This window comes from Flavobacterium sp. 123, from assembly GCF_003634825.1.
GTDB lineage: Bacteria > Bacteroidota > Bacteroidia > Flavobacteriales > Flavobacteriaceae > Flavobacterium.
Map to the genome: position 1 here is coordinate 1,897,307 of NZ_RBXD01000001.1, position 23,091 is coordinate 1,920,397.

The following is a 23,091-nucleotide window of genomic DNA, read 5'->3' on the forward strand; positions in this document are numbered from 1 at the left end:
ATTTGTAGTTGGTTAGAAGCTTTAATGAAGAAAATTAATTGTAATTTTAAAGAATGAAAAAATCAAAAAACAGAATTGTTTCTATCGTTTTTGTCCTAATGGGTTTGTTTTCGTATGGTCAAAATTTAAAATTAATGACCTACAATATTCGACTTGATGTTGCTAGCGATGGGGAAAATGATTGGACGCATCGTAAAGATTTTTGGGCTTCACAAGTTCAATTTTATGATCCAGATATTTTTGGAGTTCAAGAAGCAAAACCCAATCAGGTAATTGACATTGCAACGGCTCTTTCTAAATATAACAATGTAGGTATTGGAAGAGAAGGAATTGGTAAAGGTGAATCTTCAAATATTTTTTACAAAAAAGAACAATTTGAGATTAAAGAAACAAATACTTTTTGGCTTTCTGAAACGCCAAATGAAATTTCAAAAGGTTGGGATGCTGCCTTTAATAGAGTGTGTACGTATGCGCTTTTTAAAGATTTGAAAACAAAAAAAATGTTTTGGGTTTTCAATACGCATTTAGATCACATGGGGGAAGAAGCAAGAACCAAAGGAATACAACTTATTCTTTCTAAAATAACAGAATTAAATTCAAAAAAATATCCCGTAGTTTTTATGGGAGATTTTAATTCTGAACCTAACGAAGAAAGAATAGTATCACTAAAAAAAGTAATGGATGATACCAGAGAAATATCCGAAGAAAAACCTTTTGGTCCCTCTGGAACATTCAATAATTTCAATCATAATGAACCTGTAAATAAATTAATCGATTATATTTTTATTTCTAAAAATAGCTTTTTTAAAGTAAAGAAATATGCTGTTTTGAGTGATTCAAAAGAGCTACGATATCCATCTGATCATTTGCCGGTTTATGTTGAAATAAATTTTAAATAAAAACATGAAAAATAAAAACAACAATATAAAGGCTTTTCTTCTGGCTGGATTATCAATCATTTTGATTCAATGTTCGCCAATTACAGATTCTGTAAAACAGAAGCCTACACCTCCAATCGTTACAAGTCAAGTTGATTTTTGGCTGACCAAAGCAGATCAATCGGTTCGTCTTGAAAAACAATCTTCCATTTTAGCATTTGGTTCGGATCATAATGTATATCCTAATATTGAAGTAGATGATGCCCAAACATTTCAAAGTATTGATGGCTTTGGGTATACTTTAACAGGTGGAAGTGCTGAAGTTATCAATCAATTAAATTCTCAAAAAAGACAAGAATTGTTGCAAGAATTATTTGGCAACAATGCAAATTCAATAAGCATAAGTTATTTGAGAATTAGTATTGGTGCTTCTGATTTGAATGCAACACCATTCACGTATGATGATTTGCCAAGCGGACAAACGGATGTGAATCTCGATAATTTTAGTTTGTCTCCCGATAAGGATGATTTGATTCCAATGTTGAAAGAAATTGTAGCCATCAACCCAAATATTAAAATCATGGCTACCCCATGGTCTCCACCAGTTTGGATGAAAGACAATGCTGGTTTTGTTGGCGGAAGCTTAAAGCCTCAATATTATGGTGTTTATGCACAGTATTTTGTGAAGTATATTCAGAAAATGAAAGAAGAAGGAATTACAATTGATGCAATTACACCACAAAATGAACCGTTGCATCCTGGAAATAATCCAAGCATGTTAATGACTGCATTGCAACAAGCTGATTTCATCAAAAATCATTTAGGTCCTGCTTTTCAGGCTGTAAATAGTACCGTTAAAATTGTTGTTTACGATCACAATTGCAACAAACCTGAGTATCCTATAACGGTATTAAGTGATGCCGCTGCTTATCCTTTTATAAGTGGTTCAGCCTTTCATTTGTATGAAGGAGATATCAGTGCATTATCAACAGTGCATAATGCTTTTCCAGACAAAAGCGTATATTTTACAGAGCAATATACTTCAAATTCAGGCAGTTTTGATGGAGACTTAAAATGGCATGTAAAAAATGTAGTTATAGGTTCAATGCGCAATTGGAGTAAAACTGCTTTAGAATGGAATTTGGCAAATAATGCTGCTTTTGGACCGCATACTGATGGAGGATGTGATACCTGTAAAGGCGCATTGACAATTAATGGAAGTGATAGTTTTTCTAGAAATGTTGGGTTTTATATCATTTCTCATGCTTCTAAATTTGTTCCAACGGGTTCGGTTAGAATTGCAAGTAATATAATTGGTAATTTGAACAATGTGGCTTTTAAAACGCCAACGGGTAAAAAAGTACTAATCGTAGAGAACGACGGAAATACTACCGAAAATTTTAATATTAAACACAATGGTGTTTGGGTAACAACTTCGCTAGAAGCGGGTGCTGTCGGAACTTATATTTGGTAAATAAAGCACATATTATAATATACTACATATCATGAAAAAAATAACAATATTGACATTTTTAGCGGTATCTTTTATCGCATTTTCTCAGCAAAAAAGTAAAATACCCACTAAATTTTTTTCTACAAAAGATAAAATAGTTACGGTTTATACCACAGCTGATAGTACAAAATTAAGGCTAACACAAACCGATAAGCTCGTTTTTGTGGCTTCTAAACAACCTTTGGAAACAGAGATTTCTGTTTTTGTGGAACCAACTAAAACTTTTCAAACTTTATTAGGAATTGGAGGTGCAATCACGGATGCCAGTGCTGAGGTTTTTGCTAAATTATCCAAAGAAAAACAGCAAGAATTTTTGAATGCCTATTATGATAAAGAAAAAGGAATTGGCTATTCTTTATTAAGAACTACCATTCATAGCTCTGATTTTAGTAGCGGAAGCTATACATATATAAAAGAAGGAGACGCGTCTTTGTCTACATTTACTATTGATCATGACAGACAATATAGGTTGCCTTTGCTTAAAGAAGCGATTAAAACGGCTGGCGGAAAAATAGTACTTTATGTTTCTCCTTGGAGTCCACCCGCTTTTATGAAAAGTAATGGAAGCATGTTAAAAGGAGGTACTTTAATGCCACAATACTATCAAGCTTGGGCGAATTATTATGCAAAATTTATCAAAGCATACGAAAAAGAAGGAATCCCAATTTGGGGACTTACAATCCAAAACGAACCTATGGCAACCCAAACTTGGGAATCATGTGTTTATAGCGCAGAAGCAGAACGCGATTTCTTGAAAAATTATCTTGGACCAACAATTAAAAGAGAAGGTTTAGGAGATAAGAAAATTATAGTTTGGGATCACAATCGTGATTTAATGAATCAAAGAGCCAATACCATTTTCTCAGATCCAGAAGCGTCAAAGTATGCTTGGGGAATGGGATTCCATTGGTATGAAACTTGGGCTGGCGGAATGCCAATGTTTGATAATGTTCGTAAAGTTCACGAAGCTTATCCGACTAAAAATCTATTATTTACAGAAGGTTGTGTAGAACGATTTGACGCTAAAAAATACCAATTCTGGGCTAACGGAGAACGTTACGGAACTTCAATGATTAATGATTTTAATAACGGTACTGTAGGTTGGACAGATTGGAATATTCTTTTAGATCAAAATGGTGGTCCAAATCATGTGGGGAATTTTTGCTTTGCTCCAATTCATATGGATACTAATTCGGGAGAATTAATTTATACTCCTAGCTATTATTATATTGGACATTTCTCAAAATTTATTCGTCCTGATGCCAAAAGAGTAAGTACAGCAGTAAGTAGAAGTAGCTTGATAAGCACTTCTTTTCTTAACAAAGATGGGAAAATGGTAACGGTAGTTATGAATCAAAGCAACAAAAGTGTTACCTATAATTTGATGATAGCTTCAGAGAAAACGGTTGTAACAATTCCAGCTCATGGAATTCAGACATTAGTGTATTAAATTTAAATTGATAAAGGAAAAATTATCTTTTTATAATGCGGCATTACAGTGGGTTTCAGTGCCGGGTGAATTTGAAGTAATGATTGGTTCATCTTCCGCTGATATTTGATTGAAAGCCTCTTTTGAATTAAGAAAATTAATATAAAAATTATACTATGAAATCTATTTTAATAGTTCTTATAATGCCCTTTTTTATTTTGGCACAGCCAAAAAAAGATACAATAAGAGTGTTTTATTTGGGAGGGCAATCAAACATGGAAGGGTTTGGATTTGTAAAAAACCTGCCGGATTCTTTAAATAAAAAAAATAAAAATGTTTTTATTTATCATGGAAATTCTGTTGAAGATAATAATGAAACAGGAGGTTTAGGAAAATGGGACTTTTTAGAGCCAGGTCATGGTACTGGATTTTCATCTGATGGAAAAGTGAATAAACTTTCGGACAGATTCGGTGTCGAGTTGTCAATGGCTAAAAAGTTGCAAGAATTATATCCAAATCAAAAACTCGCTTTTATAAAATATGCCAGAAATGGATCTTCAATTGATAGTGTAGGAACTACTGGTTTTGGTGCTTGGGAGCCTGATTTTAGAGGAGGGAAAGGAATCAATCAATATGATTTTTTTCTAAAAACCGTTAATAATGCAATGGCTGTAAATGATATAAATGGCGATGGAGTGGAGGATATTTTGATTCCAACTGGGATTATTTGGATGCAAGGAGAAAGTGATTCTGATAAAACAGAGCAAATTGCAAATCAATATTATGCAAATTTGAAACGATTGATGGAACTAATGAAAGCAGCTTTTAGAAATGCTGATTTACCTATTGTGATTGGAAAAATATCTGATTCAGGTGATGATACTGATGGGAAAGTATGGCGTTTTGGTGAATTAGTACAATACGGACAAGAAAAATTTGCATTAGTAGAACCTAATGTAGCTATTGTAAGAACTACAAATAGTTATAAATATTCAGATAGATATCATTATGATAACAACGGATTTATTGACTTAGGGAAACAATTTGCAAATTCAATTTTTCTTTTAAATGCTAAAAAGAAACATTAATTAGTTCTCAAAAGTGTATTGGATAAAACAAAAAGAGTAATGTTTTATCGCGAGAGAACTTTTATATATGCAAAATTAATATATTTGATGCGGTATTTTTTTGTTGTGCTAATGGGAAGTATGGGGATTTAGCAAAAAAATAAAAAAGTATTGACTCTAATCCGTTTTCCTAAAGAACTTGTAGTTATGTATAAATTAGGAAAATTAAGGGCGATGTAGAGGAAATCAAAAATAGAGGTTGTCTTGTTTAAGGCAACCTCTTTTTTTTAAATTCTGTTTCAATACTTTTTTTAACAACAATTTTTAACAACAATTTTTTTAATTCTGGTTTACTGCTTTTAAGATAGCATCCAGATTTTCTTCTGTGAATTTTCCTCCAGACAATAACAAGAATTTGTTTATTGGCATATCAGCTAACATAGCCTCAAGGAAAGCAGCTGCTTTTTTCTCGTCTTCTGTTTCTGCTTTTTTAGTAGCTCCAGTAAAACTTTGTACGATTTGTGCATAAATAGCTTCGCTGTTAGGTGCTTTTTTGAATTCTTTAAATAAAGATTCACGAGTAAGAACCACTTTAGCTGGTCTTGTAGATTGAATATCTATTGTTTGTTTTAAAGATAAGTTACGAGAAGAACTTCCAACTAGAACATCAAATTTTCCTGATTTTACAACCCAATCATGAGATTTTGCATTGTAATAAGCAAAGTCACGAGAAGTCAATTTGAAACTAACTGTTTTCTCTTCACCAGGAAGTAAACTTACTTTTTCAAAGTGTTTCAATTCGTTTTCTGGTCTTGCGATTTCAGTTTCTTGTTCATGAACATACAATTGAACAACTTCTTTACCTGCAATTTTTCCAGTATTTTTTACTTTCACTGAGATTGTAATGTCATCAGAATCTTTTGCAGAAGTAGTATTTGTATTTATGTCAGAATATCCAAAAGTGGTATAGCTTAATCCGTATCCAAAAGGGAAGATTGGTTCTATTTTCTTTTTGTCATAATAACGGTATCCAATGAAAATACCTTCACCATAATTAGCATTCCCATCTCTTGAAGGGAAATCTATTGCAGCAGGCGTATCCTCAACACGTGCTGGGAATGTTTCAGATAATTTTCCAGAAGGATTTACTTTTCCAGTTAATATGTCAGCAATAGCACCACCACCAGCTTGACCACCTAGATATGCCTCAACAATAGCAGAAACATCATTTTTCCATGGCATAGAAACTGCAGCTCCATTCATCAATACTACCACAACATTTTTATTCACTTTTGCTACTTCAGCAATCAATTTATTGTGACCAGCAGGCATGTCTAAATTTGCTCTGTCATATCCTTCTGATTCGTATGAGTCTGGTAATCCAGCAAAAAGAATAACTAATTCAGCATTTTTTGCGTTTTGAACAGCTTCGGCAATTTTAGCCTCGTCAGTTTCTCCAGCTGTATTGTAACCACTTGAGAAACTAAATTCAGTTCCTTTAGCTAGTTTTTGTAATTCAGTCAATGCATTTAAGATTTGAGTAGGACGTACTTGTGAACTACCAGCACCTTGATAACGTGGGTTTTTAGCAAAATCTCCAACAATTGCAATTTTTTTCAAAGAAGATTTCAATGGTAATATAGCATTGTCATTTTTCAATAATACAATACATTCGCCACTTACTTGTCTTGCTAATTCGTTGTTTTTTACTTTGTCAACAACGATTCCTTTTTTATGACTGTCTTTTGCTTTTAATGTTACAGCAAGTAATTCGGTTACAATTTGGTCTAATCTTGCTTCTGACAAAGTACCTTTTTTAACTGCTTCAACAATTTTTTTGTCGTTGAAACCACCACTTGCAGGCATTTCTAAATTCAATCCAGCATCTACGCCAGCTACTCTTTCATTAACCGCACCCCAGTCAGAAACTACAAAGCCTTTTAAACCCCATTTGTCTTTTAAAGTTTGAGTTAATAAATATCCATTTTCTGAAGCATAAACTCCATTTAATTTATTGTAAGAACACATAACAGTCCATGGTTGTGCATTTTTTACAGCCATTTCAAATGCAGGAAAATAGATTTCATTCAAAGTACGCTCGTCTACATTTGAACTGTTTGACATACGTTCAGTTTCTTGACTATTTGCTGCAAAATGTTTTATAGATGTACCCACACCTTGACTTTGAACTCCGTTTATATATCCAGTCGCAATAGTTCCTGCTAAGATTGGATCTTCAGAAAAATATTCAAAATTTCTTCCTCCAAGTGGAGAACGTTTCATATTTACTCCTGGACCTAATAATATTTGAACATCGTTTGCTTGAGATTCAATTCCTAATGCTTCACCCATTTTTTGAGCTAAAGCTGGATTCCAAGAAGAGGCAACTGCAGAAGCTGTTGGGAAACAAGTTGCAGGAACACTATTTGTGAAATCAAAACCTACTGCTTTACGTAAACCGTGAGGTCCATCTGTCATAAAAATAGAAGGTATGCCTAGTCTAGCGATTGCTTTTGTTGACCATGCAGTTTCTCCAGAACACAAAGAAGCTTTTTCTTCAAGTGTCATTTTTGCAACTAATTTTGTTGCTTTTTCTCTATAATCTACACTTTGAGCATAGGATTGTGATGACAATGCTACACCAATAAGTAGTAAAATAATTTTTTTCATAAAATTTTATTTGGTTGTTTTTAGGCGTTATCTAGCACATAATAAAACTATGTGTTATTTTGACGCAATGTACACTTTTTTTTAATTCGATGCGCATTTACTATGAAATTTATATAATTTTTTTACTATTCATTTTTTTAAGAAGTTTTTTAATACGAATTCATTGTTTTTTATGTAAAATGTCACTTCTTTTATTTTATATCTTATATAAAAAGCAAGTGAGATGAAAGCTTTATTGTGTAGATTGAGTTTCTCCTTTTATTTTTTTAGAAAAAATAAACTAAATTGCGCATCAATAGTTACATTTATAAAGACAAAGAATACTTATAGTATGTTAAATTCCACTTTGAAAGACTCTGAAAGATACCAGCCAGGTTTATCTATAGATTGCGTTATTTTTGGCTTTAGTGATAATCAATTGAAAGTTTTATTGATAAAAACAATTTATGGTGAAAAATGGGGATTGCCCGGAGGTTTTGTTTCTAAGGATGAAGATTTAGATCTTGCAGCCAATAGTGTTTTGTATAAAAGAACGGGTTTAGAAGGTATTTTTCTGAGACAATTTGCCACTTTTGGTGCTGTAAAAAGAAACGAAGGTCATTTTGACGATGCTCTTTTTGCTAAGTTAGGCACTCCTTTTGAAGATAGGGGATGGTTTTTGCAACGTTTTATAACAGTAGGTTATTATGCCTTGGTCGATATTTTAAAAGCGGTACCGCAACGCAAAGTAGATACAGAATTAGTAGAGTGGATAGATCATAATGCGGTTCCAGATTTAATTTTGGATCACAAGGAAATCATTGATAGAGCTTTAGAGACGCTACGTATGGAGTTGAATTTAATGCCTATTGGGTATAACTTACTTCCTGAAAAATTTACTATTCCTGAATTACAAAGACTTTATGAAACGATATTAGGAAAAAAACTAGATCGTAGAAATTTTCTTCGTAAGATAACTTCAATAGGAATATTGACTAAATTAGATGAAAAGAAAAGTAATGTTGCTCATAAAGCACCTAACTTATATAGTTTCGATAAAGAGCGATATGATGCCGTTTTGAAAAGCGGACTGAATCAAGGTTGGTAAAATTTTCTAAAATTTAATCTCATGAAAATAAGAACTAATTTCATAGCTATGACCATTTTAACTGCTAGTGCCATTATGTCTTCCTGCAAAAGTGATTCGCCAATTCTGTATAAAGCTCAGAATTTTACAGTATATAAAGATAAAGTAGTTCAAGGTCAAAATATCGCTGAGGTGTTGTCACCTGTGATAATGAAATCCAATTATAAAAGTACGGAGAACGAAACCTACTCTAATTTGATTTCTTTCAAATTTAGTATTAATGAAAAAGACAATGATTTAGCTCAAGGAGTGAATCGTCAAATTCTTATAACCAATCAAAAAGAATCTCCTATATATGTTTTTGGACAACAACAGACAGAGCCTGTAGATGGGCCAAAAGGAATTCTGCCTGCAGATACTGATTTTACTTTTAGATTAGATATGCGTGCTGTTTTTCAACAGTTCAAGGATAAAGGATTTTACCAATGTCAAGATGGGACTAAAATTGCCCAATCTGATTTCAAAGGAGTTTATATAGCGGGTGGTGCCCTACCATTAACCTGGGATTTTGTGAATTTGTCTTCCCGTGGTCTTAAAATGACCGATACAGATGCAGATGGGATTTTTGAAATAACTCTTAAACTAAATCCGTTAATACCTGTTGAAGACAAGACATGGAAACTAACGCAGGATATAACTTCTAAAGCGAGCTACAAATCGGATCAACCTATTGTAGATGCATTATACAATTTGTCTTTGGAGGAAGCTAAATTAGCTATTGAACCAGACAATACTTTTAGAACTGGTGCTAAATGGGCAGGTGTTTGGACTAGAGATATTAGCTATAGTATTCTTTTAGCCTTTTCTTATTTGGAGCCTGAGGTTGCTAAAATTAGTTTACTGAAAAAAGTAAAAAGAGACCGTATAATTCAAGATACGGGTTCTGGTGGAGCATGGCCAGTTTCTTCTGATAGAACAACATGGGCACTTGCAGCATGGGAAGTTTATAAAACAACAGGCGATAAGGATTGGTTGAAAAAAGCTTATACTATCATTAAGAATACTACCGAGGATGATTACAAAACAATACGTAACAATCAAACAGGAATGTATTCTGGAGAATCTTCTTTCTTGGATTGGAGAGAGCAAACCTATCCAAAATGGATGTCTAATATGGATATTTATGTATCTCAAAATTTAGGAACAAATATGGTGCATTATCAAACGCATCAGATTTTATCTAAAATGGCGACAATTTTAGGAGAATCTCACGAACAATATGATGCGATAGCTGCGCAAATAAAAAAAGGAATCAATGCAAACTTATGGATGGAGGATAAAGGGTATTATGCGCAATATCTATACGGAAAAAACTACATGATTCCATCGAAACGTTTTGAAGCATTAGGAGAAGCTTTGGCAGTGTTGTTTGATGTTGCTGATGCAGAACAAAGCAAATCGATTATTTCTAAAAGTCCTTTGACGGATTATGGAGTTACATGTATTTATCCTCAAATTCCAGGTATTCCACCGTATCATAATAATGCAATTTGGCCTTTTGTTCAATCCTATTGGAATTTGGCCGCAGCCAAAGTTGGAAACGAAAAAGTATTAAATCAAGGATTGGCATCGATTTATAGAGCAGCAGGTTTGTTTTTGACAAACTACGAAAATATGGTTGCCGATAATGGAGATTTTAAAGGCACCGAAATCAATTCACATCGAATGCTTTGGAGTATGGCTGGGAATTTATCAATGGTGTACCGCGTTTTTATAGGAATGCATTTTGAAGAAGATCAATTGGTTTTTGAACCCGTAATTCCAAAAAATTATGGGGGAACAAGAAGTCTAACTAATTTTAAATACCGAAACGCCAATTTGAATATTACAATTGAAGGTTATGGAAATAAAATTGCATCGGTTAGTATTGATGGGAAAAAAGCTGATAAAGCGATTATTTCAGCAACATTTATCGGGAATCATTCGGTGAAAATTACAATGAGTAATAATGATTTTTCAAGTGATGCAATTAATTTAGTGGAAAATAAATTCACTTTGGCTAACCCAAATACGACACTTAACGGCAATACCTTGACTTGGAAAAACAATTCAGAAGCAGTAGCGTATCAGGTGTATAAAAACGGAAAGCTTGTAGATAAAACTACCGCTGCAAGCTATCAAATTTTAGAGGATAACTATGCGGAATATGCTGTAAGTGCAATTGATGTGTTAGGGCAGGAGTCTTTTATGAGTGAGCCTTTGATATATAGTAAAGCACAACCGCTCGTTATTGAATCGGAAGATTTTATTACTAAATCTGATTTGAATTATGTAAATTATTCTGGTAAAGGTTTTGTCGAAGTTTCAACTGAAAAGAATACAAAAGTGAGTATTCCAATAGTTGTTGCTGAAAGCGGAGAATATTTCGTCGACATAAAATATTCAAACGGAAGCGGTCCATGGAATACAGATAACAAATGTGCGATTCGCTCTTTATACCTTAATCAAGATTATGTAGGCGTAATGGTTTTGCCGCAACGAGGAACAAATGAATGGTCAGATTGGGGTTTTTCTAATTCTCATAAAATTAATTTGGTAAAAGGTGAAAATCAATTAGAGTTGGTTATGGAAGCCTGGAATAACAATATGAATGTAGATGTTAATCGTGCTATGATTGATTATATTAGGCTGTATAAAGTCCAGTAGCAAGAAACTACTTTTAGATTTAAAACATAAAGACTGTCTACTCTAGGCAGTCTTTATGTTTTAAATTAATATTTTTCTGGAAACCATTTTTTTTATTATATTTCAAAATATTTTATGCTTGGAGAAATTCCAAAATACTATTTATCCTTTTTTAAAGTACAACAAGTAAAAATTACAACATATGCAACAGGCTGAAAAGTTATCAAGATTGAAAATTTTCTTGGAAAATCTAAAAGTAAAAGACAAAGATTTTCACTTACGATTAGGAGCTAATTTTCCAATCATCAGCGATTTGTTTAAAAAAATATACGCAGGAACTTCTTATGAAGAGGAAGCTTTTGAGTTATTAATGAGCTCATTGGTTAAAAATTTTGAGGAGCGTTCGGCTTTGCAAAAGAAGCGCGATTTATTGCGTATGTCTAATCCAAATTGGTATTCCAGCGAAGAAATTGTAGGAATGATGCTGTATGTGGATCTCTTCAATGTTGATTTCAATGGGCTGAAAGAAAAGATTCCTTATTTCAAAGATTTAGGAATTAACACAGTGCATTTGATGCCTTTTTTAGATGTTCCAGAATTTGAAAATGACGGAGGATACGCGGTTCGTAATTATCGTGAAGTAAGTGCTAGATTTGGTACAATGGCTGATTTTGAATCTTTGGTAAAAGAGTTTCAAAAAAACGATATGAATTTAGTTATGGATTTTGTCCTTAATCATTGTGCGGATCAACATGAATGGGCTGTTCAAGGTCGTAAAGGACATCCTAAATACAAGGATTTCTTCTACTTTTTCCCAGATAGAACCTTGCCTAACGAATACGAAAAAACAATGATTGATATTTTTCCGGATACATCGCCGGGAAATTTTACTTTTTTGCCAGAAAGCAATCAGTGGGTTATGACATTATTTTATGGTTACCAATGGGATTTGAATTATAGAAATCCGATGGTTCTGGTTGAAATGATTGATACAATGTTGTTCTGGTCTAATAAAGGAATTGATATTTTCCGTTTTGATGCTGTGGCATTTATGTGGAAAGAAATAGGGAAATTCAATCAAAATCTACCAGAAGTTCATGTCTTGTTACAACTATTCAAATTGTGTGGGCAAATTGTAGCTCCTGGTGTAGCTTATATAGCGGAGGCTATTGTGGCTCCAGTTGAAATTATAAAATATTTTGGAGAAGGCTTGGCACAAGGAGACGAATGTGATATTGCTTATAATGCTAATTTTATGGCATTGAGTTGGGAGTCAATGGCTACCAGAAATACAGATTTATTGAAAAAATCTATGCGTGCTGTCCCTACAAAACCTCGAAATACTACTTGGATCAACTATGCGCGTTGTCATGATGATATAGGTTTGGGTTTTGATGATAACTTAGTAACGGAACTTGGTTTAGATAGTTTGCAACATCGATTGTACTTATTGAAACATTATTGTGATGGTTTTCAAGGGAGTTTTGCTCTTGGACAACGTTTTATGACTGAGCCTGAAACGGGTAAGGCTAGGATTTCAGGATCAATGGCGGCTTTATGTGGACTTGAAAAAGCATTAAAGGAAAATAATGAAAGAGAAATTAAGTTAGCAATTAAACGTATTAATTTACAACATGCTGTTATTTTATCTCTAGGAGGTTTGCCAATGATTTATAGTGGTGATGAGGTGGCTTTACCAAACAATTATGAGTACTTAAATGATGAAAGTAAAAAGTACGATAACCGTTGGTTACATCGTTCTAAAATGAATTGGGATTTAGTTGAAAATATTGACACTTCAGCTTCAGCACAAGCGCAAGTATATCAGCAATTAAAAAAATTAATTGCAGTTCGTAAGCAAACACCAGCTTTTGCGGATAATAATGATTTAGAATATGTTGATTATGTAAATACGCATTTGTTAGTTTTTACAAAAACAGATAACGATGGGAATAAAATTTATGTGATTGCAAATTTCTCTGAATTTGATACCGTTTTTGAAAACAGTTTATTTGTAGGATTGAACGATTCTAAAATATATAATTTGATTACGGATAGTTATATTGAAATCAATGAAAAGAACTTTATTAGTGCTTACGATGTCTTATGGCTTAAAATTAAATAAATGGTTGGAGCAACTAGTTTGTTTTTAAAGATTTACTAGAGATTACTTCTGATTTTATTTTAGGTTTTTGTAAAATATAAAGCATAAAAAAACTCCATTATTTCTAACGGAGTTTTTTGTGGGCGATGAGGGGTTCGAACCCCCGACCCCCTCGGTGTAAACGAGGTGCTCTGAACCAGCTGAGCTAATCGCCCTTATTGCGAGTGCAAATATAGGCTAGTTTTTCGCTTATCCAAAATATTTTGATAAAAATTTCAATTTTTTTTTTTAATTAATTTATATTTAGTTGGAGGCTAATTTATTAGCAGAATCAATTTCTACCAAATTAACCCTGCTATTGTATTAATGGCAGGGTTGATTTGATGATTTGAAATTTATTTTGATAGGGAAGGTACATTATGATAAATAAAATCGCCATGTATTCCTGTGAAAGCATTATTTAGTCCGTCAAAGAATGCTTTTCGATCTTCCTCTTTTGGCCAAGCTACTTTTATTAATTCATCGTCTTTATCTTGAGATTTTTCTAAATCAGATAAAGAGTTGAAGTAATATGCTTCCAAGAAATCTCTACTGTCAGCACCCCATGCATGGCGGTGTGGGTAATACCCTTTTATGTATGGATTGTTCATGGTTATTTTTTCGATAAACTCTTTCATGCCTTTTCCTTTCCCATTTAATGACATTTGAGATTTTCTGACATAGACAATCATGGGTTCTTTTGAATCTGGTTTGAATTCTTTTGTGCTTAAAACAGAAGTGTAAATTTCGTCTGAATGCATTGGAGAATAATAGCTGTTGTATTTTTCAAAAAAAGCATTTCTGGCTTTTTCATCAGGCCATCCCTTTTTGATTAATTCCGATGTAACATCGTTTGATTTTTCTATATCTTCCCATGTTTTGTAAGCGGAAACATGGAGTATTTCGGAACTATTTTCGGTGTAATAATGATTTAGAATTTCCGATCCTATTATCAAATCATTCTTGCTCGTGACCTTGTCAAAATATTCCTGTTCGGTTTTTTTCCAATCTTTTCCATCTGAATCTAAATTTCGATGTAAGGTGGTAACTGTAATAAATACAGGTTTTGGATCTTCCTGAGCATATGAAATACCGCTCAATAGGAATGTTAAAATTAACAATCCGTACACTAAATTGCTTTTCTTTTTCATAATAGTTTAAGAATTTAATGATTAATTAATAAAATCGAATGTTAAATTTAACTTATTTATTATCAATCAATTAGAATAAATAAAAATATTTTTTTTCAAAAAAAATGCAATTTTTTCTACAACCCTTTGTTTAAGGGTAATTCAGCAACAACAAAAGTGCTACCGCCTACAAAAATGAAATCATTTTTTGTGGCATTATTCCTAGATTCGTTGTAAGCTTCTGATACAGAGTTGTATGTATTGCCTGTTAGTCCAAATTTTAAGGCTTGTTTTTGTAGTGTTGGTGCGTCTAAACCACGAGGAATATTTGGCTTGCAAAAATAATAAATAGCCTTTTTAGGGAATAATGGCAAGATTTCCTCTAAATCTTTATCATTTACTACGCCCAATACTATATGAAGGGTATTGAAGGTTTCTTTTTTAATTTGAGAAATGACAATTTCTAGTCCGTTTTTGTTGTGTGCAGTGTCACAAATAATTTTTGGTAATTCACCTAATTGTTGCCATCTGCCTAGAAGTCCGGTGTTTTTTACAACTTGTAGCAAACCAGATTTGATGTCTTCATGGAAAATCTTAAATTCTTTTTGTGAATTTAATACGGTTATAGTTTGAAGCACCGTTTTTTTGTTGTGGATTTGATAATTACCAATTAAATCGGAAGCATAGGTTTCTTGAGGCAAATCGGAAGCAAAATAGATATCTGAATTACATTCTTTGGCTTTAGCCAAAAAAACAGTTTTTGTTTCAGGTGTATATTCTCCAATGACTACAGGAATTCCGGGTTTTATAATCCCCGCTTTTTCATATGCAACTTCGGCTAATGTATTGCCTAGAAATTGTGTGTGGTCTAAACCAATATTTGTGATTACAGATACTAATGGTGTAATGATATTCGTGGCATCTAATCGTCCGCCCATTCCAACTTCTATGATGGCAATATCTACTTTTTCTTTTGCAAAATAATCGAAGGCTAGCCCAACGGTCATTTCGAAAAAACTCAAGTCATTTGCTTCAAAAAAAGGTTTGTGTTTGCTAACAAAATCACATACAAAATGTTCTGAAATTTCTGTTCCATTAATCTTGATGCGTTCTCTGAAATCTTTTAAATGCGGCGAAGTATAAAGGCCTACTTTGTATCCAGCTTCCTGAAGTATTGAGGCTAGCATATGAGAAGTTGATCCTTTACCATTCGTTCCAGCTACATGAATGCATTTTAATTTTTGATGCGGTTGATCAAGATAATCTATAAGTAGGTGCGTATTAGTTAAATCTTTTTTGTAAGCCGAAGCACCCTGAAGTTGGTACATTGGGAGTTGATTAAATAACCAGTTTATAGTTTCTTGATAGTTCATTTCTTTTGATAAAAAAGTCAGTATTTAAAATATTTTTCGATTTTTTTAGTTTAATATTGGAGCGAAAAGTATCTTTATTGCAAAATTGAAATATTTTTTAGAATTAATGAGTTAAAATCAATAATAATATATGTTTAGTTTCATACAATTACAAGCCGACACGATTACCAATGCTGCTTCAAATGTAGTTATCGAAAAAATTGCTCCCAATACTGAAATTTCTGTTTTGGAGTTTATTTTTAAAGGAGGGTTCTTCTTAATCCCAATTTCTATCTTGTTATTATACACTTTTTATGTAATTATAGAACGTTATTTATACATTACTAAAGTATCAAAAATTGATAATCATTTGATGGTTGATGTAAGAGATAATCTTCATTCGGGTAATTTAGATTTGGCTCGAGCTATTGCAGAAAGAAGTAATTCTGCTTCGGGGAACATTATCAAAGAAGGAATTTTGGTTATAGGTAGACCAATAGCAGAGATTGAATCAAATATGGATCGCGCTGCAGATATTGAAATTGGAGAAATGGAAAAGAGATTGGGACATTTAGGGCTTATTGCTGGTATCGCACCAACATTAGGATTTATTGGAACCATTTCTGGAGTAATCAAGATATTTTACAGTATTTCGGTTACTGAAAATATCAGTATTGGTAATATTTCTGAAGGTTTATACGAAAAAATGATTAGTAGTGGTTCAGGATTAATTGTTGGGATTGTTGCCTATAGCGCCTACCATTTATTAAATGGAAAAATTGATAATTTTGCTTTAAAAATTCAGAAACAAATATTAGAGTTTGTGAATATTATCCAAAGATCATAGTTATGTCTATTAAACGAAAAAGAAGATTTCATGCTGAAGTAGCTACTTCGTCATTGAGTGATATTATGTTTTTCTTGTTGTTGTTTTTCTTAATTATATCAACACTTGCTAATCCTAATGTTATAAAAATGACATTGCCAAAAGCAAAATCAAATGAGAAAACCAATAAGCAATACATAAGCTTATCTGTAACGGAAGATAAAAAATTCTATATTGACAAGCAGGCTGTTCCTTTTGAAGAACTGGAAACAGCATTAATGTCTAAAATGAATACTGAAAAAGACCAAACAGTTATTGTCCGCATTCCATTTAACTTGCAAGTACAAGATTTAGTTGATGTACTGCAAATAGGGGTAAGGAATAATTTGAAGTTTGTTATTGCTACCAGTCCTAAATAATAAGTAGAATAATCATAAAAAAATGCCTCGATATTCGAGGCGTTTTTTATTTATTTAAATTGGATTTAATTCAAATTGAAATTATAAACAATTTTGCCCACTTGTTTTTCAGGGGCATCACTACTGGCATCCCACCTAGTGTTCATTGCTGCTATTTTGGCTTGATCTAATAAGCATTTTGCTGTATTAGTTGTTCCTTTTACTCCAGGAATAGCGTTTACGGTTCTACCATTCCTATCTACGGATACTTCCACAACTATTCTTCCTTCTTCATTGCAGGCATATTTTGGTGCGGGTTTAGAAAGTGCTTTTCTGTTTCCAAGCGAATATCCGCTACCACTTCCATTGCCGCTTCCGCCACCGCTTCCAGCGCCATAACCACTTCCGGTTCCTATTCCGTTGCCTGTTCCGTTACCGCCACCAGTTCCTCCTCCAGAACCACCAGTGCCATAATAACCGTTAGAATTTAAATTTCCGTTTGCTTTTCCTTTATTTCCAGCTGTTTTATCATCCCCATCTCCACCTTTATTAGAACCTTTTAGAATACTTGATAAAGCATCATTGGTTTTGCTAGAAACCTTTGGTTTTTCAACAACAGGTTTTATTTCTTCTTTTATGGCTACTGTTGGTTTCTTTGTTTTTTCTTTTTGAGGAATAACCACGCTTTCTTCAGTAGTGTTTTCCTGAGATAAAATAGCTTCGTCAGGTGTTGATTTTGCCGTGACTTGTGTGGTTTGTTTTTTTACTTCTAAGACTTCACTTTTGTAATTTGCTCCAGAACCTAAATCACTGTCGCCAAAATTTACGGTAACGCCACCGCCACCACCGCCACCAGTTAGTTCGTTTAAATTAGAAGGAGGCCAAAATCGGATGAAAAATAGAATCAATAATAGGGTAGCATATAGAAGAATCGATAATGCTAATGATTTCTTTTTATCTGAAGAAATGGTGAAACTCATTTGTAGTTTTAAATTTTAAAAAGTGTATTTATAAAAACGTTGAAATGTACTAAAAATTGTCAATAGTGAAAAGGGAATAAATAGATATTCTTGTGTGGTTTGTCTAATACTATTTATGAGGTGTAAATATATCCAGAACTGTGGTCTGATTTTGCTCCAGTTACACTACTTAAAGTGTTTATTTCTCCCCGAAGTTTTAAAACACCTAATAACGCAAAAATCAAGGCTTCTTTGAATTCCAAAATTTTGTTAGTAGGAATTATAATTTTTATTTCGGGCAAATAGAATTGAATGCGTTCCAATAAAAAACTATTATAGGCTCCACCGCCAGTTATGAGTAAGCTTCCTTTTTTATTGGGCAAAGCCAAAGCAATTTGAGTAGCTACATGTTCCGTAAAAGTATGTAATTTGTCTTCTATAGGAATGTTGAAATTTTCAATCAGTGGCAAAACAGTTTCTTTGACAAACTCAAAGCCCAATGATTTAGGAGGTGTTTTTTTGTAAAAATCTAAACTATTTAATGTGTTTAATAATGCAATATTAGTTTTTCCGGTTTTTGAGATTTCCCCCTTATCATCATAATCCAATCCTAATAGATTAGCATAGAAATTCAAAACGGTATTTACAGGAGAAATATCAAAGGCTATTCGTTTTTTGTTTTGTTCAAAAGAAACATTCGAGAAACCACCTAAATTCATGCAATAATCATATTCTGCAAATAGAATTCTATCGCCAATAGGAACTAAAGGAGCGCCTTGTCCTCCCATTTGTACATCTTGAACTCTAAAATCACAAACGACGGTTTGCTGAATTAAAGTAGCCAATTTGGGTAAATTCCCAATTTGTAATGTAAATCTGTTTTGTGGTTGATGAAGAATTGTGTGTCCATGTGAGCAAACGGCATCTAAATTCTCTATTGTATGTTTTTTGATAAAATCAGAAATTATGGTCGCCAGTAATTGTGTGTATTCTTCGTTCAGATTTTTTAGTTCTTCTTCGGAGAAATCAACAGCTTGTTTTAATTTAGTAATCCAATTTGGGTGGTATCCGATAGTTTCGCTTTCAAGAATTTTGAAAGTCCACTTATGATTGCTAATTTTAAATTGTATATGCGCTAAATCAACTCCGTCAAGCGAAGTTCCTGACATGAGTCCGATAACGTTATAGTAATCTTCTTTCATTGATAAAAAATTTAAATCTAAATTGATAATTTCATAATTTAAAAGTATCTTTGACTGATTTTTTTAAATAAAATTACATTTAATTGGTTTAAAACAATATAATATTCAATTTTGAGGTAAAATTTAAAAGTGTGAAATAAACTTTTTAAGTTGTAAATTTAAGAATTGTAATTGAGGAATTTTACTTTTATTTGTAGAGTTGGAATTTTAATACTAAAAAACAGACCATTATGGATTTTAATCTAACAGAAGAGCATTTAATGATTCAACAAGCTGCTAGAGATTTTGCTCAAATCGAATTGTTGCCAGGAGTAATTGAAAGAGATGAATATTCAAAATTTCCAACAGAGCAAGTGAAAAAAATGGCAGAACTTGGATTCTTGGGAATGATGGTTGATCCTAAATATGGAGGGTCAGGTCTAGATAGCGTGTCCTATGTTTTAGCGATGACTGAAATTGCTAAAGTTGATGCTTCTGCGGCGGTAATTATGTCGGTCAATAACTCGTTAGTTTGTGCTGGATTAGAAAAATATTGCAATGAAGAGCAAAAGATAAAGTATTTAACGCCCTTGGCAAAAGGGGATGTTATAGGTGCTTTTTGTTTATCAGAACCAGAAGCAGGATCTGACGCGACTTCGCAAAAAACAACTGCAATCGATAAAGGCGATTATTATTTATTGAACGGAACAAAAAACTGGATTACTAATGGTTCGTCAGCATCAATTTATATTGTTATTGCTCAAACTGATGTTGAAAAAGGGCATAAAGGAATCAATGCTTTTATAGTCGAGAAAGCTTGGGCTGGTTTTGATATTGGTCCAAAAGAGAAAAAAATGGGAATTCGTGGCTCAGATACACATTCTTTGATGTTTACTGATGTAAAGGTTCCAAAGGAAAATAGAATTGGTGCGGATGGATTCGGGTTTAATTTTGCAATGGCGGTATTAAACGGTGGTAGGATAGGAATTGCTTCTCAGGCTCTAGGAATTGCAACAGGAGCATATGAGTTAGCATTGAAATATTCGCAGGAGCGTAAAGCTTTTGGTAAAGAAATTTTCAAACATCAAGCAATCGCTTTTAAGCTTGCGGATATGGCTACTCAAATTATGGCTGCTAAAATGCTATGTTTGAAAGCAGCTTCAGAAAAAGATGAAGGAAAAGACATTTCGCAATCTGGTGCGATGGCTAAATTATTTGCTTCGCAAACGGCTATGGACACTACTATTGAAGCGGTACAAATACATGGAGGGAATGGATATGTTGCTGAATATCATGTAGAACGAATGATGCGAGATGCGAAAATCACACAGATTTATGAAGGAACATCTGAGATTCAAAGAATTGTTATTTCAAGAACTTTGATTTCATAATTAAAAAGGTTTATTATCTTTAAAAAGTCCAATCTAATTATTTTTAGATTGGACTTTTTAAATTATTCTAATATTTTATGGATACTTAAAATTGATTTTCTTTTTTATGTAATTTTGGTTTTCATGATTATAAAGCGAGAATCTGAATTTGTTAAAGTCTAAATGTATACTATGCTAACCTCTTCTATAAATAAAAGTCTGAACGAATTGATTCATTTGCTGGGTCAATTGTCAAATGAGGATTACGCTGAATCTTGTCCTGAATTGAGTGGCGCTAGTATCGGAGAGCATACAAGACATATTATTGAAATGTTTCAATGTTTAGAAAATCAATACGATTCGGGAATTATAAATTATGATAAAAGAGAACGAAATGTATTGATTCAAACAAACACTAATTTTGCTCAGAATCAAATTGTATCCATTCAAGACAATCTCGAAAAAGAAAATAAAAACCTCATATTGCAACAAATTATTGATGATGAGGAAATCAGAATTCAAAGTAATTATCTGAGAGAACTCTTGTATAATTTGGAACATTGTATTCATCATCAAGCACTTATTAAAGTGGCAGTTTTGAAACGTTCTGCTGTTTTTGTTGATGAAAATTTCGGGGTTGCTCGTTCTACAATTGAATATAGAAAAAGATGTGTACAGTAAGTTTTGTTTCTTCTCAAGATAAGATTATCATTACTTCGAATCGAGATGAAAAAGTAATTAGACCAACCGCAATTCCTCCAAAAGAGCATACAATAAACGGGAAATCTATTTTTTTTCCAAAAGATCCAAAAGCAGGAGGAACTTGGTTCGCTGTAGATGTTTACGGGACTGTTTTAGTATTGCTAAATGGTGCTGAAGAAAAACACGAAGTAAAACTACCATATCGGAAAAGTCGGGGATTGATTGTTTTGGATATTATTTCAAGTGAATCGCCAAAGGATTTTTGGAGCCAAATTGATTTAGAAAACATAGAGCCTTTTACTCTTATTTTATACCAAAATAGCAAGCTTTTTCAATTGAGATGGAATGGAAATCAAAAAGAAAGTATTTCGTTGCCTTTAGATAAAAAGCATATTTGGTCTTCGGTAACTTTATACCCAAAGGAAATTAGAGCGAAACGTTCGGATTGGTTTTACACTTTTTTGGATCAAAATCCTGCTATTTCAGAAACGGAATTACTTACTTTTCATAGATACACAGAAGAAGGAAATCAAGAAAACGGATTGGTTATTAACAGACAGGAAGCTATGAAAACCTTAAGCATAACGCAATGTGCCATTGAAAATAATAAAGTAGTTATCTTGCATAGCGATTTAATTGCCAAGGAAGATTTTAATACTTCATTTATCACCGTTTAAAAAATTAAAATGAGACTTTTTTTTCATAAGCTTACACATTGGGAATATTGGCCTTTCCAGATTGTCTACATCCCGATTTATTTTCTTTGGGCATACTATTCGTTGAAGGCAAAATCAATTTTTTTCTTTAATGCTTCAAATCCGTCAATTAAAAATGGTGGTTTTATGATGGAATCAAAAAAGAAGATTTATGATTTGATTCCGAAGCAGTATTATCCAAAAACGATTTTGATACCAGAAGCGACTTCATTCGAGATTGTACTAGAAACAATTAAAGATTCTAAAATTGCCTATCCTTTTATTGCAAAGCCAGATATAGGTTTGCGGGGTTCAGGAGTAAAAAAGATTAATTCTCAGGATGATTTGCTACTATATTCACAAAAAGCAGATTTTGATTATATTATACAAAATCTGATTCCATACGAAAACGAGGTTGGGATTTTTTATGTTCGATATCCAAATGAAAATAAAGGGAGAATCACAGGAATAGTTTCAAAAGAATTTATGATTGTTACAGGTGATGGCGTTTCTAGTATTGAAACGTTGATTAATAAGAATCCAAGGTATGAACTGCAATTAAAAGCGTTGCAAAAAGAATATGGTAAGCAATTATTGGATGTTTTGCCAAAAGGAGAAAAACGAAATCTTGTGCCGTATGGCAATCATGCTAGAGGAGCAAAGTTTATAGATGTAAGTCATTGGGTGACGACGGAATTATCAGCTGCGATTGATGGAATGTGTGTGCAAATTTCAGGTTTCTATTTTGGAAGATTAGATGTGATGTATCATACTTTTGAAGAGTTAGAACGTGGAATTAATTTTTCGGTTGTGGAATTAAATGGTGCTGCTAGCGAGCCTACACATATTTATGATCCCAAGCATTCGATTTGGTTTGCTTGGAAAGAACTAGCAAGACATATTACTTATATGTATGAAATAAGTGTTGAAAATCATAAAAAAGGATTTTCTTATTTAGGATATAAAGAAGGAATTAGTGAGTATAAATTGCATTTAGGCCAAAGTAAAAAAATTGTGAAATTCTAAC

At 32.9% G+C, this 23,091-nt stretch carries 19 protein-coding genes and 1 tRNA gene; 14 read left to right on the forward strand and 6 right to left on the reverse strand.

Translation table 11 applies throughout. The features are described 5' to 3' along the window. Nucleotides 1-53 precede the first annotated feature (53 nt). The 5 genes from C8C88_RS08190 to C8C88_RS08210 are packed head-to-tail and all read left to right on the forward strand — an operon-like array spanning nucleotide 54 to nucleotide 4,908. Complete coding sequence (locus C8C88_RS08190) at nucleotides 54-899, forward strand: endonuclease/exonuclease/phosphatase family protein (RefSeq protein WP_121337631.1); 846 nt, start codon at nucleotides 54-56, stop codon at nucleotides 897-899. 4 nt (nucleotides 900-903) lie between these two features. Next, nucleotides 904-2,352, forward strand: a complete 1,449-nt coding sequence (locus C8C88_RS08195) for a glycoside hydrolase family 30 beta sandwich domain-containing protein (protein ID WP_121337632.1) — start codon at nucleotides 904-906, stop codon at nucleotides 2,350-2,352. A 31-nt stretch (nucleotides 2,353-2,383) separates the two neighbouring features. Further along, nucleotides 2,384-3,841, forward strand: coding sequence for a glycoside hydrolase family 30 beta sandwich domain-containing protein (locus C8C88_RS08200; RefSeq protein WP_121337633.1), 1,458 nt, complete (start codon nucleotides 2,384-2,386; stop codon nucleotides 3,839-3,841). Between the two features lie 7 nt (nucleotides 3,842-3,848). Then, nucleotides 3,849-3,950 carry a fibronectin type III-like domain-contianing protein gene (locus C8C88_RS08205; RefSeq protein ID WP_233549323.1) on the forward strand — a complete coding sequence of 34 codons (102 nt, stop codon included), beginning with the start codon at nucleotides 3,849-3,851 and terminating at the stop codon, nucleotides 3,948-3,950. Nucleotides 3,951-3,996: 46 nt separating this feature from the next. Further along, nucleotides 3,997-4,908, forward strand: coding sequence for a sialate O-acetylesterase (locus C8C88_RS08210; protein ID WP_121337635.1), 912 nt, complete (start codon nucleotides 3,997-3,999; stop codon nucleotides 4,906-4,908). Nucleotides 4,909-5,226: 318 nt separating this feature from the next. Here the strand turns inward: C8C88_RS08210 and C8C88_RS08215 are convergent, their stop codons facing one another. Beyond that, on the reverse strand, nucleotides 5,227-7,557 hold the full coding sequence (locus tag C8C88_RS08215) for a glycoside hydrolase family 3 C-terminal domain-containing protein (RefSeq protein ID WP_199711400.1): 2,331 nt from the start codon (nucleotides 7,555-7,557) through the stop codon (nucleotides 5,227-5,229). Nucleotides 7,558-7,888: 331 nt separating this feature from the next. Between C8C88_RS08215 and C8C88_RS08220 the strand changes: the two genes are divergently transcribed. The 3 genes from C8C88_RS08220 (at nucleotide 7,889) to C8C88_RS08230 (ending at nucleotide 13,433) form a co-directional block, all read left to right on the forward strand. Continuing rightward, complete coding sequence (locus C8C88_RS08220) at nucleotides 7,889-8,644, forward strand: NUDIX hydrolase (protein WP_121337636.1); 756 nt, start codon at nucleotides 7,889-7,891, stop codon at nucleotides 8,642-8,644. Nucleotides 8,645-8,665: 21 nt separating this feature from the next. Beyond that, nucleotides 8,666-11,329 carry a family 78 glycoside hydrolase catalytic domain gene (locus C8C88_RS08225; protein WP_121337637.1) on the forward strand — a complete coding sequence of 888 codons (2,664 nt, stop codon included), beginning with the start codon at nucleotides 8,666-8,668 and terminating at the stop codon, nucleotides 11,327-11,329. Nucleotides 11,330-11,510: 181 nt separating this feature from the next. Then, on the forward strand, nucleotides 11,511-13,433 hold the full coding sequence (locus C8C88_RS08230) for an alpha-amylase family protein (protein WP_121337638.1): 1,923 nt from the start codon (nucleotides 11,511-11,513) through the stop codon (nucleotides 13,431-13,433). A gap of 119 nt (nucleotides 13,434-13,552) precedes the next feature. On the opposite strand, the gene C8C88_RS08235 is transcribed toward C8C88_RS08230, so the two are convergent. The 3 genes from C8C88_RS08235 to C8C88_RS08245 form a co-directional block, all read right to left on the reverse strand. After that, nucleotides 13,553-13,627: transfer RNA gene (locus C8C88_RS08235), tRNA-Val, on the reverse strand. Between the two features lie 180 nt (nucleotides 13,628-13,807). Then, entirely contained in the window at nucleotides 13,808-14,602 is a 795-nt protein-coding gene (locus C8C88_RS08240) for a hypothetical protein (protein ID WP_121337639.1), read from the reverse strand. A gap of 116 nt (nucleotides 14,603-14,718) precedes the next feature. After that, the gene (locus tag C8C88_RS08245; RefSeq protein WP_121337640.1) at nucleotides 14,719-15,954 is read right to left on the reverse strand and encodes a folylpolyglutamate synthase/dihydrofolate synthase family protein; all 1,236 of its coding nucleotides are present in this window, start codon (nucleotides 15,952-15,954) and stop codon (nucleotides 14,719-14,721) included. A 130-nt stretch (nucleotides 15,955-16,084) separates the two neighbouring features. On the opposite strand from C8C88_RS08245, the gene C8C88_RS08250 reads away from it, so the two are divergent. Further along, complete coding sequence (locus C8C88_RS08250) at nucleotides 16,085-16,780, forward strand: MotA/TolQ/ExbB proton channel family protein (RefSeq protein ID WP_121337641.1); 696 nt, start codon at nucleotides 16,085-16,087, stop codon at nucleotides 16,778-16,780. A 2-nt stretch (nucleotides 16,781-16,782) separates the two neighbouring features. Then, a complete protein-coding gene (locus tag C8C88_RS08255) occupies nucleotides 16,783-17,178 on the forward strand; it encodes a biopolymer transporter ExbD (protein ID WP_121337642.1) in 396 nt (131 codons plus the stop codon). 65 nt (nucleotides 17,179-17,243) lie between these two features. Here C8C88_RS08255 and C8C88_RS08260 read toward each other — a convergent pair whose 3' ends face one another. Further along, nucleotides 17,244-18,137, reverse strand: a complete 894-nt coding sequence (locus C8C88_RS08260) for an energy transducer TonB (protein ID WP_121337643.1) — start codon at nucleotides 18,135-18,137, stop codon at nucleotides 17,244-17,246. Between the two features lie 113 nt (nucleotides 18,138-18,250). Beyond that, complete coding sequence (locus C8C88_RS08265; RefSeq protein WP_121337644.1) at nucleotides 18,251-19,318, reverse strand: anhydro-N-acetylmuramic acid kinase; 1,068 nt, start codon at nucleotides 19,316-19,318, stop codon at nucleotides 18,251-18,253. Between the two features lie 230 nt (nucleotides 19,319-19,548). Between C8C88_RS08265 and C8C88_RS08270 the strand changes: the two genes are divergently transcribed. The 4 genes from C8C88_RS08270 (at nucleotide 19,549) to C8C88_RS08285 (ending at nucleotide 23,090) form a co-directional block, all read left to right on the forward strand. Beyond that, nucleotides 19,549-20,688 carry an acyl-CoA dehydrogenase family protein gene (locus C8C88_RS08270; protein WP_121337645.1) on the forward strand — a complete coding sequence of 380 codons (1,140 nt, stop codon included), beginning with the start codon at nucleotides 19,549-19,551 and terminating at the stop codon, nucleotides 20,686-20,688. 171 nt (nucleotides 20,689-20,859) lie between these two features. Continuing rightward, nucleotides 20,860-21,348, forward strand: coding sequence for a DinB family protein (locus tag C8C88_RS08275; protein ID WP_121337646.1), 489 nt, complete (start codon nucleotides 20,860-20,862; stop codon nucleotides 21,346-21,348). Continuing rightward, nucleotides 21,336-22,046, forward strand: a complete 711-nt coding sequence (locus C8C88_RS08280) for an NRDE family protein (protein WP_121337647.1) — start codon at nucleotides 21,336-21,338, stop codon at nucleotides 22,044-22,046. Before C8C88_RS08275 ends, C8C88_RS08280 begins: the two co-directional genes overlap by 13 nt. Before the next feature lie 9 nt (nucleotides 22,047-22,055). Beyond that, on the forward strand, nucleotides 22,056-23,090 hold the full coding sequence (locus C8C88_RS08285) for a D-alanine--D-alanine ligase (RefSeq protein WP_121337648.1): 1,035 nt from the start codon (nucleotides 22,056-22,058) through the stop codon (nucleotides 23,088-23,090). Nucleotide 23,091: the final 1 nt, after the last annotated feature.

What these genes read in the sequence shown, in the direction of transcription:
- C8C88_RS08210 (WP_121337635.1), top strand. Translation starts at nt 3,997, where the DNA reads ATGAAATCTATTTTAATAGTTCTTATAATGCCCTTTTTTATTTTGGCA.
- C8C88_RS08285 (WP_121337648.1), top strand. Translation starts at nt 22,056, where the DNA reads ATGAGACTTTTTTTTCATAAGCTTACACATTGGGAATATTGGCCTTTC.
- C8C88_RS08200 (WP_121337633.1), top strand. Translation starts at nt 2,384, where the DNA reads ATGAAAAAAATAACAATATTGACATTTTTAGCGGTATCTTTTATCGCA.
- C8C88_RS08260 (WP_121337643.1), bottom strand. Translation starts at nt 18,137, where the DNA reads ATGAGTTTCACCATTTCTTCAGATAAAAAGAAATCATTAGCATTATCG.
- C8C88_RS08270 (WP_121337645.1), top strand. Translation starts at nt 19,549, where the DNA reads ATGGATTTTAATCTAACAGAAGAGCATTTAATGATTCAACAAGCTGCT.
- C8C88_RS08225 (WP_121337637.1), top strand. Translation starts at nt 8,666, where the DNA reads ATGAAAATAAGAACTAATTTCATAGCTATGACCATTTTAACTGCTAGT.
- C8C88_RS08190 (WP_121337631.1), top strand. Translation starts at nt 54, where the DNA reads ATGAAAAAATCAAAAAACAGAATTGTTTCTATCGTTTTTGTCCTAATG.
- C8C88_RS08280 (WP_121337647.1), top strand. Translation starts at nt 21,336, where the DNA reads ATGTGTACAGTAAGTTTTGTTTCTTCTCAAGATAAGATTATCATTACT.
- C8C88_RS08215 (WP_199711400.1), bottom strand. Translation starts at nt 7,557, where the DNA reads ATGAAAAAAATTATTTTACTACTTATTGGTGTAGCATTGTCATCACAA.
- C8C88_RS08240 (WP_121337639.1), bottom strand. Translation starts at nt 14,602, where the DNA reads ATGAAAAAGAAAAGCAATTTAGTGTACGGATTGTTAATTTTAACATTC.
- C8C88_RS08245 (WP_121337640.1), bottom strand. Translation starts at nt 15,954, where the DNA reads ATGAACTATCAAGAAACTATAAACTGGTTATTTAATCAACTCCCAATG.
- C8C88_RS08195 (WP_121337632.1), top strand. Translation starts at nt 904, where the DNA reads ATGAAAAATAAAAACAACAATATAAAGGCTTTTCTTCTGGCTGGATTA.
- C8C88_RS08265 (WP_121337644.1), bottom strand. Translation starts at nt 19,318, where the DNA reads ATGAAAGAAGATTACTATAACGTTATCGGACTCATGTCAGGAACTTCG.
- C8C88_RS08250 (WP_121337641.1), top strand. Translation starts at nt 16,085, where the DNA reads ATGTTTAGTTTCATACAATTACAAGCCGACACGATTACCAATGCTGCT.
- C8C88_RS08220 (WP_121337636.1), top strand. Translation starts at nt 7,889, where the DNA reads ATGTTAAATTCCACTTTGAAAGACTCTGAAAGATACCAGCCAGGTTTA.
- C8C88_RS08230 (WP_121337638.1), top strand. Translation starts at nt 11,511, where the DNA reads ATGCAACAGGCTGAAAAGTTATCAAGATTGAAAATTTTCTTGGAAAAT.
- C8C88_RS08255 (WP_121337642.1), top strand. Translation starts at nt 16,783, where the DNA reads ATGTCTATTAAACGAAAAAGAAGATTTCATGCTGAAGTAGCTACTTCG.
- C8C88_RS08275 (WP_121337646.1), top strand. Translation starts at nt 20,860, where the DNA reads ATGCTAACCTCTTCTATAAATAAAAGTCTGAACGAATTGATTCATTTG.